We start from the raw sequence: 14,397 nt of genomic DNA, 5'->3' as shown, positions 1-14,397 counted from the left end.
TGTCTCGGGGCATGAGACACGCGGGCGTACGGCGCTGGACGGACGCTCGTTGTTTCGCCCGCCTTCTCAGGATTCAGCGCTGTCGATGCCGAAGATACGCAGCGCGTCGGAGGCGTACGTGTCGAGTTGACGGCGGGTCTCGGCCTCGTCCCAACCGAGTCGGGGGGCCATGACCTCGGCGGCCACCTGGGCGGCGCCGCGGCCGAGGTCCCGGGTCTCGAAGGCGACCTTGAGTCGACGGATGAGCAGGTCGGAGAGCGTGTGCACCAGCTCGTGGGTGACGCCCCACACGGCCTCCGCGGCGCGGTAGGGCAGGCCGGGAGCGAGCGGGCGAGCGAGGGAGGCGTCTTCGCGGGTGAGCGCCCAGACGCGGCGCCAGCGGCTGCCGTAGGCGCGCACCAGGTGCGTGGCGGTGGCCGCGTCCCCGACGACGTCGCGCGCGGCGGCGAGCTCGGCGTTCAGGTCGGGGATGTCGCCGCCGGGCAGGGGCAGGGACTCGGTGGGGGCCTTGCGGCGGGGCTGGCCCAGGTGCTTCTCCACCGCGTCCACCACGTCGCGCGCCATGACGCGATAGGTGGTGAGCTTGCCGCCGCTGATGGCGAGCACGCCGGTGGGGCTGAGGTCGATGTGATGCTCGCGGCTGGCGCTGCCCGCGTCGGTGGTGCCGTGGTAGCCGCTGGCGGACAGGGGGCGGATGCCGGCCCAGGCGCTCACCACGTCCTCGCGGGTGAGGTGCGCCTCGGGGAAGAAGGCGTTGGCGGACTCGAGGAGGTAGGCGACGTCCGTCTCGCTCGCGCGGACCTCGGCGGGGTGCGCGCGCGTGGAGGTCTCCGTGGTGCCGATGATGGTGAAGTCGTCGGCGGGGAGGACGAACATCACGCGGCCGTCCTTGGGGGACAGGAGCGTGAGGGCGTCGTGGTTGCCCAGGCGCTTGCGAGGCACGGCGACGTGCACGCCCTTGCTGCCGCGCACGGCGTGGGCGTTGCCGTCGGGGGCATCGAGCTTGCGGATCTCATCGCTCCACGGCCCGGTGGCGTTGACGATGGCGCGGGCGCGCACGGTGAGCTGCTGCCCGGTGAGGTGGTCGACGACGATGGCGCCGCGGGCCTTGCCGTCGACGACGTCGAGGCGTTGGACGGAGGCGTGGTTGAGGACGACGGCGCCGGCCTCGGAGGCGCCGAGCGCGTTGGCCAGGGTGAGGCGGGCGTCATCGGTGGCGGCGTCGTAGTAGCGGGCGCCGCCCTTGAGGCCGTCGGTGCGCAGGCCGGGCTCGGACTGGTGGAGCTGGTCGCGGTTGAGGCGCTGGTAGCCCTTCACGTTCCGGAAGAGGGAGAGGGCGTCGTAGAGCATGAGGCCCGCGTTGAGCTTCCAGCGGGGCACGCGGGCGCCGGCGTAGACGGGCCACACGAAGGCGAGCGGGCGCACCAGGTGGGGTGCGAGCTTGAGGAGGCGGCGGCGCTCGATGCTGGACTCGAAGACGAGGCCCAGGTGACCGTGTTCGAGGTAGCGCAGGCCGCCGTGGATGAGGCGGGACGAGCGGCTGGACGTGCCGCTGGCGAAGTCCTCTCGCTCCACGAGGGCGACCTTGAGTCCGCGCAGGACGGCGTCGCGCGCGGAGCCCGCGCCGGTGACACCGCCCCCGATGATGAGCAGGTCGAACTCCTCGGTGGCGAGGGCCTTCAGCCGCTCGGAGCGAGGCTTCGTCGGCGGAATGTCCCCCTCTGCGGACAACTGGCGGAGCGCTACGGATTCAGAACGCACACGCATATTGTAATGACGGTCCGCCCTGGGTGACACGGGAATCAATGCGCCGCGTCAAGAGGGACACAGCACCCACATCCCGGGGGCGGGTGCGGTGGACAGTCTCCCAGGGGGAGTGACAGGTGGGAGGCAGAGGGCCCGTTCCCGGGGGACCTCGGCGGCGGGCCGGTTGAGCGCGGTGTCCGACGCCTGCATCGGGGACTCGGCGCGGGTGTGCGGCGGGGTCTCGCGCGCAGCCGGGTCACCCACATGCGCTGGGACACGAAGCGCCGGGGCGGCCGCGCACGAGGCACGTCCCGACGGGCTGGGAACACCTGCTCATGCGGCGAAGAAGGCGCGTGGAGGGCCCGATGTTTGCGATTGGCTTTGTGTTCGCTCTGCGCGCCGACACCCGCGAGGTGACCGCGCGGCACGAGGCCCGCGGTTCGCGAGGTCGCGCTGCGTGAGCATGGAGTCGGCGCATGAGCGGGCACGAGGACTGGGGCGAGCGGCACGGGTGTGCTGCCTTGCGTGGGCCCGGGAAGCCGGGTAGGAGGCGACCACCCCCTGCCCTGTCGACCAGCGCCTTGCTGAATCCCCACGACCGACGAGACCTCGCGAGCCTGGGCCTGATGGTCCTGGTGTACGGGCTCGCGGTGGCGCCGGTGCTGCACGCGGTGGTGGGCCATGGTGGCGCGGCGCATGTGCACAGTCACGGGGGTCAGGCGCACAGCCATGACGCTCCGGACGAGAGTGGCCTTGCGCCGAAGCCCACGCGTCAGTCGCCTGAGACGGGACATGGTCCGGATGGCCACAAGCACCTGACCGGCTCGGTGGAGCACCTGAGCGTGGTGGCGGCGACGTGGGTCGTGGCCCTGGTGCCGGTGGTGCGGTGGGTGTCGTGGAAGCACGAGTCCGTGCATGCGCCGACGCGGTTGCCGGGTGTGGCACTCCGGCCGACGGCGATGCCGCAAGGGCCATAGGTCCACGGCGCTCGCGCTGAAGCGAATCCATCGAACGTGAGCTTCGGACCTCCGCGCGCCGGGTGTGCGCGATGAGGTGGCGGAGTCTTGCGTGTCATCGCCCCCCATCCATGACGGCGGAGGGTCTCCATCTTCGAGCCAGGAGTGTCACGCGAGAGCCGCGTGGACGAGGGCACGAGGATTGAGGCGACCTGCCGTGAGTGTCCTTCATGTCCACGAGTGTCGTGACCGTCGCGCTATCGACAGGTTTGTGGGTCCTCTGTGCACCGCTGCTCGCGGTGGCGAAGCCACGTTTGACGCTCGGCGAGGCAACCATGCCCTCGGCGACGAGCGCACGAGCGAGCACGAACCTGTCCGTGGTCACAAGCGGCGCGCCAACCTCCGGCGCACCATCCAGGGCCACGAGCCACGCAGCACTCGCCAGGCGGACCGTCGCGGCAACGACGCCGTCTGCGGAGTCGGCCGCGAGTCGTTCTGCTCGCGAAGCGCTTGCACCGGGAGCAGACAAGTCGTCGACGGAGCAACACGCGAGCCGTGCCGTCACCGGAGCACCTGTTCCGACGGCGACGCCGCACGCACTGAACACAGCGAAGACCGCTCCCCCCACCACAGTGCCCCTCTCCACGCCCCCAGTTCTTCACGCGGGGCTGAACACCGAAGCGGCAACCCCGGCCGCGCGGCTCCGCACCGCCACCCAGCCCTCGCAAGCAGCACCAGGCGCGACGCAAGCGACGACATCGTCCGAGCAGCTCCGCACCGCCCCCCAGCCCTCGCAAGCAGCACCGGGCACGACTCAAGCGACGACATCGTCCGAGCAGCTCCGCATCGCCACCCGAGCCCCGCAAGCAACACCGGGCATTGCAGCCACGACACCGTCTTCGCAGCCCCCAATCGCCAGTCCTCCTCCACAAGCAGAACCGAGCGCCGAAGCGACCACACCGTCCGCGCAGCCCCATATCTCCAGCACTCCCGCGCAAGCAGCGCCGAGCGCCGAAGCGACCACTCCATCCACGCAGCGCCATGTCTCCAGCACGCCCGCGCAAGCAGCGCCGAGCGCCGAAGCAACAACACCGCCCACGGAGCCTCAAGCCCATCAGGTCCCGCAGTCCGAGCAGGACACTGGCGCGCCCCCACCCACGGAGCCGAAGACCCACACGGTGGTCCGAGGCACACGGCCTCCACAAAGCGCCTCGGAGCTCACCCTCGGCCGGGACATCCTGGACGCGGCGCCGCGCAGCGGAGCCGTGGACCTGCTGCGCGCCGTGCCGGGCCTCGTGGCCTCGCAGCACAGCGGAGAGGGCAAGGCGCACCAGCTCTTCCTGCGCGGCTTCGACGCCCTGCACGGACAGGACGTGGAGCTGACCGTCGCGGGCCTCCCGGTGAACGAGGTCAGCCACATCCACGCGCTCGGCTACGCGGACCTCAACTTCGTCATCCCCGAGGTCGTCCAGTCGCTCGAAGTGACGGAGGGCTCGTATCGCGCGGCACAAGGTGACTTCGCCGTCGCCGGCGCGGTGCGCATGGACCTGGGCGTCAAGGAGCAGGGCGTGCACCTCGCGGGCACGCTGGGCCAGTACCGACAGCGGCGACTGGTGGCCACCGTGCGTCCGGGCGAGGACCCGGAGACGTTCGCCGCGGTGGAACTCGGCGAGGCCAGGAACTACGGTGCGCAGCGCGGCTATGGCCGAGCCTCCCTGCTCGCGCAGGCAACGACGAGACTCACCGACGGACTCACGTTACGAGCCCTCGCGGGCAGCTACGTCACCCGCTTCGACTCGCCCGGCGTCGTACGCGAGGACGCGCTCCTCACAGGTCAGCAAGACTTCTTCTCCGCCTCCACGCCACGTCAGGGAGGCACCGTCTCCCGGCACCAGCTCCTGCTCGGAGTAGACCTCCCCCGCTCGGGCCAGGGCCGCACGAAGCTGGAGTTCTTCGGAATCCTCTCGGACCTGCGGCTGCGCAACAACTTCACCGGCTTCCGGGTGGACGAGCGCGGTGACGGACTCGAGCAGACGAACGACTCCATCGTCCTCGGAGCCCGCGCCGAGCACCGCCGCACGGTGACGATGTTCGGCCGTCCCGTAACCCTGGAGCTCGGCCTGGGCGCCAGGCGTGACGGAGTGGAACAGACGCAGCGGCGCTACCGCGAATCGGACGGCACCTTCTTCTCCGACGAAATCGACGCCCACTTCACCCAGACGGATGTCTGGGGTTGGGCCGAGGGGCGCATGGTCCTCGGCCGCTGGGCGCTCCGAATCGGTGGCCGCGCGGACGCGCTCGGTGTCGAGGTCTTCGACGCGCTCGCCTTCCGGGACCCGCGCTTCCATGACGGCCAGGGCTACTCCCGCAGCGCCTTCGGCGTGCACCTGGGCGCGAAGGCGGGCCTCGAGTACGCGCTGTCGGACGACGCGACCCCGTGGCGACTGTTCGCCAGCTACGGCGACGGCTTCCGCTCGCCCCAGGCACGCAGCCTCTCCGAGGGAGAGCGAGCCCCCTTCGTGTCCGTGCACGGCGCGGAGGTCGGCGCGCGCAAGGACGGGGAGACGTGGGCCGTGCAGCTCAGCGTCTTCGGCTCGCAGGTGGAGAACGACTTCTTCTTCGACCACACCGTGGGCACCACCGTGTACACGGGCGAGACCCTCCGCTCGGGAGTGACGGCGTCGCTCCAGGCGCGCCCCGTGCGAGGCCTCGTCGCGGCGCTGAGCGGCACCGTGGCGCACGCCTACGTGACGAGGACCGACACGCTGCTCCCCTACTTCGCGCCCTTCGTCGCCAGGGCGGACGTGGGCTGGGAGCATCCCCTCGAGTGGGCCTGGTTGGGCGCCGAGCCCACCCTCTTCACGGTGGGCACGGGGCTGACGTTCCTCGGCCCGCGCCCGCTGCCCTTCGACGAGAAGAGCCGCTCCGTCTTCCTCACGGACCTGGACCTGGGCCTGCGCCGAGGAGAACTGGGACTGAAGCTGGAGGTGCGCAACCTCCTGGACGCGCGCTGGCGTGACGGCGAGTTCGTCTACAGCTCCCGCTTCGACCCGAGCGCCCCGGCGAGCCTCGTCCCGGCCCGACATTTCACCGCGGGGTCGCCTCGAATGGCCTCGCTCACCCTGGAGGTCCATCTATGAATCGCAGACACATCCTGAGGGGCACGGTGGCCGTCGCGGCCCTGCTGCTCGGCTGTGGCAGCGAGGCCGAGCGCCGCGTCTTCACCGTGGAGTCCACCGCGGCCCCGCTGTCCGACACACCCAACGAGCGAGGCTGGCGAATCACCCTCGACGCCGCGCACGTCTCCCTGGGTCCGGTGCGCTTCTTCGAAGGCCGAGTGCTCCTCTCCCGCGCCTTCGACTGGTACGCGCTCCTCGGAGGCACGGCGCACGCGCACCCGGGCCACTACGCCCCGGGAGACGCCCTGGGCGAGTTGCTTGAGACGCACACGGTGGACCTCCTGGACGGAGTCACCCCACTGGGCACCGCGAGCGCGGTGACGGGCGAGTACGGCTCGCTGGAGCTGACGCTCGCCCCCCCGACGGCGACCACCGACGCGCAAGGCGTCCTGAAAGGCCACGCAGTGCGGCTGGTGGGCACGGCGACGAACGCGGAGGGAGGTCAGGTGCGCTTCGATGTGGAGGCGGACCTGCCCAAGCCCGTGGCCGGAGTGCGCTTCGAGAAGTCCCTCGGGCTGGAAGCGGGCCGGGTACGCATCACCGTGGACCTGAGGAAGTGGGTTGACCGCATCGACTTCGCCACCGCGACCGACACGGACGCGGATGGCATCTACACCTTCCCCGCCGACAGCCAGGCGCGCAATGCGCTGATGCGCGGCGTGGAGGACACAACCGCCTACGTGGTGACGTGGGAAGAGGGAGCCGCGCAATGAAGAACTGGATGCTGGGGTTGTCGTGCCTGGGACTCGTCGCCTGCAGTGATGGGACGGGCAACGTGACGTTCACCACGTACGGAGAGGACTTCATCGAGAAGCAGATTCCTCCCGCGGCGGGCGATGAGGCGGGCTTCACCGACGGGTGGACGGTGCGCTTCGACAAGTTCCTCGTGGTGCTCAGTGAAGTGACGGTGGAGACGCACGACGAGGTGGCCGCGAAGCAGACGCAGGCGCGCGTGTTCGACGTGCACAAGCCCGGCCCCGTCGTGGTGGAGAGCTTCAAGGACCTCCCGGCGCAGAAGTGGGACCACATCAGCTTCGCGATGGCGCCGGTGGCGGACGCGGTGGCGGGCAACGCGGACGCGGCGGACGTGACGCTGATGAAGACGGAGGGCTACAGCGTGTACGTCGCCGGCCAGGCGACGAAGGACCGCGAGACGAAGCGCTTCAACTGGGGCTTCACCACGAACACCGTCTACGAGCACTGCGAGAGCCCCGAGCTGGGCGCGGGCGTGACGGTGCCCAAGGACGGCGAGGAGACGGTGCAGCTCACCATCCACGGGGACCACCTCTTCTTCGACGACCTCCAGTCACCGGACGCGAAGATGCGCTTCGACGCCATCGCCCAGGCGGACAGGCTGGGCATCGCCGGACCGGATGGCGAGGTGACGCTGGAGGAGCTGGCCGCGGTGGACCTCACTGAGCTGCCCATCGACCAGTACGGCACGGGCGGCGCGGCCAACGTGCGCAACCTGCGCGACTTCGTCACGGCGCTGGTCCGCACCGCGGGCCACTTCCGGGGCGAGGGTGAGTGCGAGCCCCGCGCGCGCTGAAGCACTTCGTCCCACGACACGGCGGCGCGGTGAGCACCCGTCGCGGAAGCGACACACCGCGCCGGCCGTGATGGCTTACGGCTCCCTCTCCACCGGTGCTGGTCCACCGGGAGCGGGGGCCTCGCGCCAGAAGGGACCTCAGTGCTTCGGCGTGTTCGAGCCTGGCTGCCCGCTCCCCGGAGCGCCGCCCGGGATGGTGTTGCCCGGGCCCTTGCTCGGCGCGTGCTCCTTGTTCATCTGATTGGCGCGGTTGTCTTGCGACGACTTGTGCGCGGGGTTGTTGGGATTCTTGGAGTCGGAGCGCTGGTCATTGGCGCTCGGCATCTTTCCGCTACCCTTGTTGCCCATGGGCGAACCTCCGGCGTTCCCGAGCGGGAGTGCTCGAGAGGGCCGCACCGTAGAGAGTGACCCGGCGGTGGACACTCGGGCGGAGGGCTCGCCACGCTGTCCTGAAGCGTACGTCCGGGTGTCGGTGTGGCGGCGCTGCGGGCCGTCCCTCGTCCGTGCGGGGATGTCGGGACGCGCCTGAGTGCCTACCTCCTTGGCACGGAGGTGATGGGCGTGAGGACGATGACCTATGAGCGCAGCGGCCGGACGAACACGGCGGCCCAGGCCTTGCGGTTGACGGGACTCGAGCACCTGTCGGTCCTGGAGCAGGGCGAGGTGGTATCCGAGCGGGAACTGACGGCCCATGAGGTCCGCACGTTCATGCCCCTGCTCGAGCAGGTGGAACACCAGCCGGCACCCGTGGTGCTCGTACCCCAGGCGGGCGGTCCCGACGGGCTCGCCGTGACGCTCGCGTTCGAGGACGAGGAGTCTCCTCGGGTCCGACTGGCCACGGAGCGCCTTCCCGCGAAAGGCGCGGGCCCGCTCTACGACCTCCTGCTCTGGGAGCTGGACGCCCTGCTGACGCGGGAGCTGCACACCCGCGCGCCGCGCCATGCGCACGTGGTGTTGCCCCACGAGCTCCGCCAGGAGGAGTAGTCAGAGGGCCGCGTCGGCCGCGGTGGTCGAGTCCTGCAAGGGCAACCGGACGATGAAGGTGGAACCCGCGTGGGGCGCGCTCTCCACGCGGATGTCGCCCTGGAGCGCCTCGACAATCTGCCGGACGATCCAGAGACCCAGCCCGAAGCCGCCGTAGTGGCGTTGGGACACGGCGCGCTCGAAGCGTTGGAAGATGCGGGCGTGGTCCTCGGGAGCGATGCCGATGCCATGGTCCTTCACGCTCAAGCGCGCGTAGCCGTCCTCGCGCGTGACGAGGACGTCCACGGGCTGCTGCGCGCCGTACTTGAAGGCATTGGACAGCAGGTTGGTGATGACCTGCTCCAGCCGCACGCGGTCCCAGTGGCCGACGAGGGGCTCGGACACCACGAGCCGCACGGGGCATCGCGCGCCCGCCGCGTCCTCCTGGACGCGGGACACCATCTCTTGAGTGAGTGACGACAGGTCCACCCGCTCACGATGCAGGTCGAGTCGACCCGCGCGGATGCGGGACACGTCCAACAACGTGGCGACGAGCTGGTGCAGTTGGGCGACGGAGCGCAGCGTGGACTCGACGCGGCGACGCACGAGCGAGGCCGTGGCCTCGGAGCCCATCGCCGGCGCGCCGCGCAGCAGGAACTGGAGCTGGAGCTGGACGGAGGTGATGGGGGTGCGCAGCTCATGGCTCGCGATGGAGAGGAACTCGTCGCGGGACTGGACCACCTCGCGCAAGTCCCTCGCCAGGTCCTCCGCGGCGCGTCGGGCCACCACCAGTCCCGTCACCTCCACGGCGACGGCCATCACGCCCTGGACGACGCCTCGGGCATCACACCAAGGCTGCCAGCTGAAGTCGTGGAAGCGCTGCTGTCGGGAGAGCGCCGGGGTGACGTAGGGAGACGCGGAGGCCAGGGGCACCTCGCGCCCGGAGAAGGGCTTGCCGTCGCGGTAGACGTCATCGAGGAGCCGCAACATGCCGGGGTCCATGGCGGGCTGCAGGTCGCGCAGCGGCTTGCCGATGGCGTGGGCATCCACCTCCAGCAGCGCGCACGCCTGGGGATTGAGCAGCTCACAGACATGGTCCGGCCCACGGAAGACGGCGATGGCGACGGGGGCCTGGAGGAAGAGTGACTCCATCCGCTCGCGCTGGACCTGGGCCTCGGCGAGCGCCGCGTGCTCGCGTTCGAGCAACCGCGTCCGCTCGAGCTCCAGCTGTCGACGCGCCGTCGCGTCGCGGAACACCCACACGGCGCCGAGCTCTTCGTCATCGGCCCCGCGAAGGGACACGGTGCACTCCTCGATGGGCAGCTCTCCGCCGTCGCGTCGCTTCAGCGCGCGGGGCCACTGGGACCACGTCTTGGGAGGCGCCGCCTGGCGCAGCGGGAAGGAGCCCGACTCGGGGCGGGAGCGCAGCACGTGTGAGAGGGGAACACCCAGGGCCTCCGCCTCCGAGCACTGCAGCAGGTGCGCGGCCGCGGGATTGAGGTAGCGCACGACGCCTCGGTTGTCGGTGGCCAGGACCGCGTCGTTGAGGCTTCGCAGCAAGTGGGCTTCCAGGCCGGAGGACGGCGCGGGTGTCACGAGCGAGGGCGCCGTGACGCGCTCTGGTACCTGTACACGTCGTCCCGCCAGCAGGGAGGCAAGCGCCCCCACGATGAGGAAGAGGGCGACGGTGCTCGGCGCCGAGGGGCTCGCTGGCGATGCGGGACCGAGCATGCAGAGGAGCGTCCCCACCAGGGTCGCCAACCCGGCGGGTCCCGCGCCTCCGGTGAGCGCCGCGAGCAGCACGGCCGAGAGCGACAGCAGGAGCGCCGTGGCCCCAGGCAAGACGAACCACCACGCGGCGAGTCCCGCGAGGCTCACGCAGAGGACGGCGAAGCCGTAGCGAACCCACGCGAGGTGTGTGGGAAGAGCCGAACGGAATTGGAGAGCGTGCGCACGCATGGGACGGCGTCTCGCATCCTGGACAAAGGCTTCACACAGTGGGTGGAGGGCGCACCGGGAGACGCTCGGGCGGCGCCCCGCCGATGTTGATCTTCACCTGGACGCGCGGTGAAAGGCAAACACCGGGGGACAGGCGACAGTCGACCCATGTGGGTTGTGACAAAGCATGAACAATAAGCAGACGAGCAGGCTTCGGTGAGAGAAGGCGGCACGGCAGCGGTGGGTGTGGTTGCCGACCGCCCCGTCATCTGTGAAGAGAGAGACATGAAGCGTGTGCAGTTCTCCGTGCACCGCACGGTGGGAGAGGCGCGGCTGCTGGCGGGGACGCTGGAAGCCGAGGGAATGTCCGTCCAGGTGCGCGGCGAGTCGCTGGCCCCGCTGACCGGAGAGATTCCGAGCGGCGAGACGTGGGTGGAGCTCTGGCTCCATCCCGAGGACGTGGAGCAGGCGCGAGCCGTGGTCGCGGAGCTGAAGGAGAACCAGGAGGAGGCCTCGCGCACGGTGGAGTGTCCGGGCTGTCGGGAGGAGAACCCGGGCAACTTCGAGCTGTGCTGGAGCTGCGGGGTCGAATTGCCTCGAGGCCTCCGGCCGCGACTTCGGGCAGTGTGAGCCGCGCCAGCGGCTGGGCGAGAACGGGACGTGCGGCGGATGGAAGCAGAGCGACAGCAACCCCTCACCGAGGAGGTGCCAGCCGGGAAGCGACGGCGCTGGCGGGTCGATCAGGGCCTGCGCGGCATGCTGGTGGTGTGTGGCGTGGCGTTCCTGATTCACCTCATCCCGCTGTTCCTGCCCAGGAACATGCCGGAGCAGGAGCTGAGCATCGCTCGAGCCACCCCGCTGCCCGAGCAGCGCGTCAGGCTGCTGCTCCCCTTGCGAGAGCATCCGAAGGCGACGGCCGCGGAGCTACGTGAAGCCGCGGAGCTGCTGCTCGACGGCGCCCCGGCCGAGGCACATGAGCTGGCCCTGGCGGCGGAGCGCCGGGAGCCCGAGGCGATGGAGACGCAGCTGCTGCTCGCGCGCGTCTGTGAAGTGGAGCGGATGGAGCGCTGTGTCCGCACGGCATTGGAGCGGGCGAACCAGCTGGCGCCCATGGACGCCCGGCCCGACGTGTTCCGAGCGGAGCTCCGGGAGCGGGGTGGCGACACGGTGGGCGCATCCGAGGCGATGAAGGCCGCGTTCGAGAAGGCCCCGGGAGAGCCGCTCATCGGGCTTCGTTACGCGCGACTGCTGAGCGCGGCCCAGCGGCCGTCGGAGGCGTTCGCGGTGCTCATGGCGCTGCGGGGAAAGGTCCCTCTCGCGCGGCTGCTGGTGGAGCAGGCGCTGGTACTGCGCTCGGCCGGCCAGGGAGCGGAGGCCGTGGCGGTGTTGCGCAAGGCGACGCTGGAGGACCCCAGGCTCTCGCTCGCTCACTTCGAGCTGGGGCTGGCCTTGTTCCGCCTGGGAGATGTGGACGGTGCCCAGGAGGCCCTGAGACAGGCGGACCGACTCGACTTGAGAAGCCCCAAGGCCTTGGCGGCCCTGTGCGCGATGCAGCTCGAGGCGCGGCGCATCGACGACGCGAGACTGACGCGGATGGACCTCGAGCGTCGCTTCTCCGGACGGATGGAGCTCATCCGCCAGTCCTGCAGCGTCCCCTGACAGGGCGCGGGGCTCAGCGAGGCTCGATGCCTCGAATCTGCCGGAGCATGCGCGCGGAGGCCTTGACCTCATGGTCCACCGAGCCATCGACACGCTCGGTCCGCACGACGGCGAGGAGGTAGGGCAGGGCCTCGTCATCGCGCTCCTGCTGGAAGAGCAGCTCTCCGAGGGCGAAGCGGGCCCGGGTGAGGAGCACCAGGTCCTCCTGGGCGACGGAGGCGTCGATGGCGTCACTGAGCGCGGACTCGGCCAGCTCGGGTTGGCCCCGGGCGAGGAGCTCGCGCGCACGTTGGAGGTGTTCCTGGACGTTCATGGCAGGACGCCGGGGAGCTGCGAGGGAGGGACGACGGGGGCCACTCCGAGGTAAGGGTGGGCCCCATGGACGAGTCGCGCATCACCGAGCTGGAGCTTCGCTACATGCAGCAGCAGGAGACGCTGCAGGAGCTGAGCGACGTGCTCTATCAGCAGCAGCGGGTCATCGAGGCGCTGCGCGTGGAGCTGGACCTCCTGAAGAAGAAGCTGGAGGCCGAGCCCGGGCTGGTGGACGCCCGTCAGCAAGAGCGTCCACCGCACTACTGAGCCTCAGAACTTGTAGCCCAGGCGCAGACCGATGACGGGGTCGGGGTCCAGGTAGCCCACCTCCACGCCGATGCTCGCGGCCTTGCCCTGCAGGCCGAAGCCGAAGGCGGCATGCGCGCGAAGCGCATCGCCACGGCCCATGACAATCCAGGGCCCCACGAGTCCTTCGACGTAGACCCCCGCGCTGGCGATGTTCGCGCGGAGGACGACATCCAGGGGGATTCCCACGTCGTTGCCATCGGTGATGAGCGAGGCGCCGAAGCGAGCGCCCACCGAGAGAGGCCCCGCGAGCCGGCCTTCCACGCCCAGCAGGAAGCTGAAGGCCGCGCTTTGATCAATCCAATAGTCGGCCCCGAGCCCGACGCGGACCGTGGCGGCATCGGAGCGCATGGGCGCGACGAAGAAACCGGCCGCGAGCAGGACACCAAGCGAGGGACGAAGCAGCTTCATTCAGGAGGCTCCTCTTGCGTGGGGGGAGCGCCACTCAAGCAAGCCCGGTGGACCGAGGCCAGTCACACGAGGCGTTCCCGCTTCGTTCCCCCACTTTTTCACGTCCATGGGTCAACAACAGCGGAACAGCGACAGCCGCAGCGGACCCAGTCGGCCCTCAGTCAGGGACCAGTGCGAGAGCAGGAGCACCTCGGCGTCGCGCGAATCCTCGCGAGCGAGCAGCGGCGACGAAGTCACCTCGTCGTTACGACGCGGGGATGAGAGCGATTCGCTACCACGAGATAGGCGGTCCGGACGTGTTGCGGCTGGAAGAGGTATCAGACCCGACAGCGGGTCCTGGCCAGGTGCGAATCCGGGTGAGGGCTGCGGGCGTGAACTTCGCGGACACGGAACGCCGTCGAGGCCTCTACGACGCCACGGCCCCGCTCCCACGAATTCTCGGAAGCGAGGCCGCGGGGGTCGTGGACCAGGTCGGCGAGGGTGTCGACTCACGATGGGTCGGCAAGCGAGTGGTGGCCCTCGCGCAGCAGAGCTATGCGGAGTTGGCGACGACTTCGGTGGATGAGCTCCTGGAGCTTCCCGAGCACGTCTCCTTCGAGGAGGCAGCGGGGCTCCTCGTGCAGGGCCTCACGGCCTGGCATCTCCTCTTCACGTCAGCGCAGGTGCAGCAAGGTCACCGGGTCCTCATCCACGCCGCGGCGGGAGGCGTGGGTCTTCTCGCCATCCAGCTCGCCAAGACCTTGGGAGCCGTGGTGCTGGGGACCGTGTCGAACACGGACAAAGCCGCACTGGCGCGAGAGGCAGGCGCCGACGAGGTCTTCGTGTACGGAGGCTCGGCGTCAGTCTCGGATTGGGTGAAGCAGGTGACGGGAGGCAGCGGAGTGGAGCTGGTGCTGGACTCGGTGGGCGCCAGCACCTGGGCGAGCAGCCTCGAGTCGCTCGCGCCCTTCGGCCACCTGGTGGCGTACGGGAACGCCAGTGGTCCTCCGCCGGCATTCGAGGTGGAGGCGCTCTACGCGAAGTCGCTGAAGGTCAGCGCGTACTGGTTGCGCACCCCGCACCCGGCCGCCCTGCAGCGCCAGGCGCGAGAGGCATTGGGTCAGGCCCTCGCGGCCCGACGGCTTCGGGTGAAGCTGGGGTTGGTGGTCGGGCTGGAAGACGCCACCCAAGCCCACCGGCAACTGGAGTCCCGCGCTACCGTGGGCAAGGTCGTGCTCCGAGTTGCCTGAGCCATACCTCGGACCCTCAGCGCGAACTTCGCTGGGGGTCTGATATGTGTTCAGCGATGGGAGCTGGAAAAGAGAAAAGCCCCCGTCGCACGAGGCGACGAGGGCTTCTCAAAAAGAATCCGGCAGCGACCTACTCTCCCACGCGGTTT

Annotated in this window: 14 protein-coding genes; 9 read left to right on the top strand and 5 right to left on the bottom strand. The window is 70.1% G+C overall.

The window, feature by feature from the left end; translation table 11 throughout:
* Positions 1 to 66: 66 nt before the first annotated feature.
* The gene (gene glpD / locus K8640_RS33550) at positions 67 to 1,761 is read right to left on the bottom strand and encodes a glycerol-3-phosphate dehydrogenase (RefSeq protein ID WP_141332325.1); all 1,695 of its coding nucleotides are present in this window, start codon (positions 1,759 to 1,761) and stop codon (positions 67 to 69) included.
* Positions 1,762 to 2,327: 566 nt separating this feature from the next.
* Between glpD and K8640_RS33545 the strand changes: the two genes are divergently transcribed.
* The 4 genes from K8640_RS33545 to K8640_RS33530 all read left to right on the top strand — a co-directional run bounded on the left by K8640_RS33545 (position 2,328) and on the right by K8640_RS33530 (position 7,430).
* Positions 2,328 to 2,723: a hypothetical protein gene (locus K8640_RS33545; protein ID WP_223750800.1), complete on the top strand. Its 396-nt coding sequence runs from the start codon at positions 2,328 to 2,330 to the stop codon at positions 2,721 to 2,723.
* A 1,157-nt stretch (positions 2,724 to 3,880) separates the two neighbouring features.
* Complete coding sequence (locus K8640_RS33540; RefSeq protein ID WP_223750799.1) at positions 3,881 to 5,842, top strand: TonB-dependent receptor domain-containing protein; 1,962 nt, start codon at positions 3,881 to 3,883, stop codon at positions 5,840 to 5,842.
* The gene (locus K8640_RS33535) at positions 5,839 to 6,594 is read left to right on the top strand and encodes a hypothetical protein (RefSeq protein WP_223750798.1); all 756 of its coding nucleotides are present in this window, start codon (positions 5,839 to 5,841) and stop codon (positions 6,592 to 6,594) included. The genes K8640_RS33540 and K8640_RS33535 overlap by 4 nt, the downstream gene beginning before the upstream one ends.
* Positions 6,591 to 7,430, top strand: coding sequence for a hypothetical protein (locus tag K8640_RS33530; RefSeq protein WP_223750797.1), 840 nt, complete (start codon positions 6,591 to 6,593; stop codon positions 7,428 to 7,430). The genes K8640_RS33535 and K8640_RS33530 overlap by 4 nt, the downstream gene beginning before the upstream one ends.
* Positions 7,431 to 7,568: 138 nt before the next feature.
* On the opposite strand, the gene K8640_RS33525 is transcribed toward K8640_RS33530, so the two are convergent.
* Entirely contained in the window at positions 7,569 to 7,778 is a 210-nt protein-coding gene (locus K8640_RS33525; RefSeq protein ID WP_223750796.1) for a hypothetical protein, read from the bottom strand.
* 213 nt (positions 7,779 to 7,991) lie between these two features.
* Here K8640_RS33525 and K8640_RS33520 point away from each other — a divergent pair, with 213 nt between their 5' ends.
* Entirely contained in the window at positions 7,992 to 8,414 is a 423-nt protein-coding gene (locus K8640_RS33520) for a hypothetical protein (RefSeq protein WP_324289136.1), read from the top strand.
* Here the strand turns inward: K8640_RS33520 and K8640_RS33515 are convergent, their stop codons facing one another.
* On the bottom strand, positions 8,415 to 10,235 hold the full coding sequence (locus K8640_RS33515) for an ATP-binding protein (protein ID WP_223750794.1): 1,821 nt from the start codon (positions 10,233 to 10,235) through the stop codon (positions 8,415 to 8,417).
* Between the two features lie 381 nt (positions 10,236 to 10,616).
* Here K8640_RS33515 and K8640_RS33510 point away from each other — a divergent pair, with 381 nt between their 5' ends.
* Together K8640_RS33510 and K8640_RS33505 are read left to right on the top strand one after the other, a co-directional pair.
* The gene (locus tag K8640_RS33510) at positions 10,617 to 10,961 is read left to right on the top strand and encodes a putative signal transducing protein (RefSeq protein ID WP_141331910.1); all 345 of its coding nucleotides are present in this window, start codon (positions 10,617 to 10,619) and stop codon (positions 10,959 to 10,961) included.
* A gap of 39 nt (positions 10,962 to 11,000) precedes the next feature.
* Positions 11,001 to 11,990: a hypothetical protein gene (locus tag K8640_RS33505; protein WP_223750793.1), complete on the top strand. Its 990-nt coding sequence runs from the start codon at positions 11,001 to 11,003 to the stop codon at positions 11,988 to 11,990.
* A 13-nt stretch (positions 11,991 to 12,003) separates the two neighbouring features.
* Here K8640_RS33505 and K8640_RS33500 read toward each other — a convergent pair whose 3' ends face one another.
* Positions 12,004 to 12,303 (bottom strand): hypothetical protein, encoded by a 300-nt coding sequence (locus tag K8640_RS33500; RefSeq protein ID WP_223750792.1) that lies wholly within the window; start codon positions 12,301 to 12,303, stop codon positions 12,004 to 12,006.
* Positions 12,304 to 12,368: 65 nt separating this feature from the next.
* On the opposite strand from K8640_RS33500, the gene K8640_RS33495 reads away from it, so the two are divergent.
* Positions 12,369 to 12,569: a SlyX family protein gene (locus K8640_RS33495; RefSeq protein WP_046717116.1), complete on the top strand. Its 201-nt coding sequence runs from the start codon at positions 12,369 to 12,371 to the stop codon at positions 12,567 to 12,569.
* A gap of 3 nt (positions 12,570 to 12,572) precedes the next feature.
* Here the strand turns inward: K8640_RS33495 and K8640_RS33490 are convergent, their stop codons facing one another.
* Positions 12,573 to 13,019, bottom strand: coding sequence for a hypothetical protein (locus tag K8640_RS33490; RefSeq protein ID WP_223750791.1), 447 nt, complete (start codon positions 13,017 to 13,019; stop codon positions 12,573 to 12,575).
* 257 nt (positions 13,020 to 13,276) lie between these two features.
* On the opposite strand from K8640_RS33490, the gene K8640_RS33485 reads away from it, so the two are divergent.
* Positions 13,277 to 14,248 carry a quinone oxidoreductase gene (locus tag K8640_RS33485; protein ID WP_223750790.1) on the top strand — a complete coding sequence of 324 codons (972 nt, stop codon included), beginning with the start codon at positions 13,277 to 13,279 and terminating at the stop codon, positions 14,246 to 14,248.
* Positions 14,249 to 14,397 lie beyond the last annotated feature (149 nt).

The organism is Myxococcus sp. XM-1-1-1, assembly GCF_020037095.1.
Lineage (GTDB): Bacteria > Myxococcota > Myxococcia > Myxococcales > Myxococcaceae > Myxococcus > Myxococcus fulvus.
This window is presented reverse-complemented; position numbering and strand designations above follow the sequence as displayed.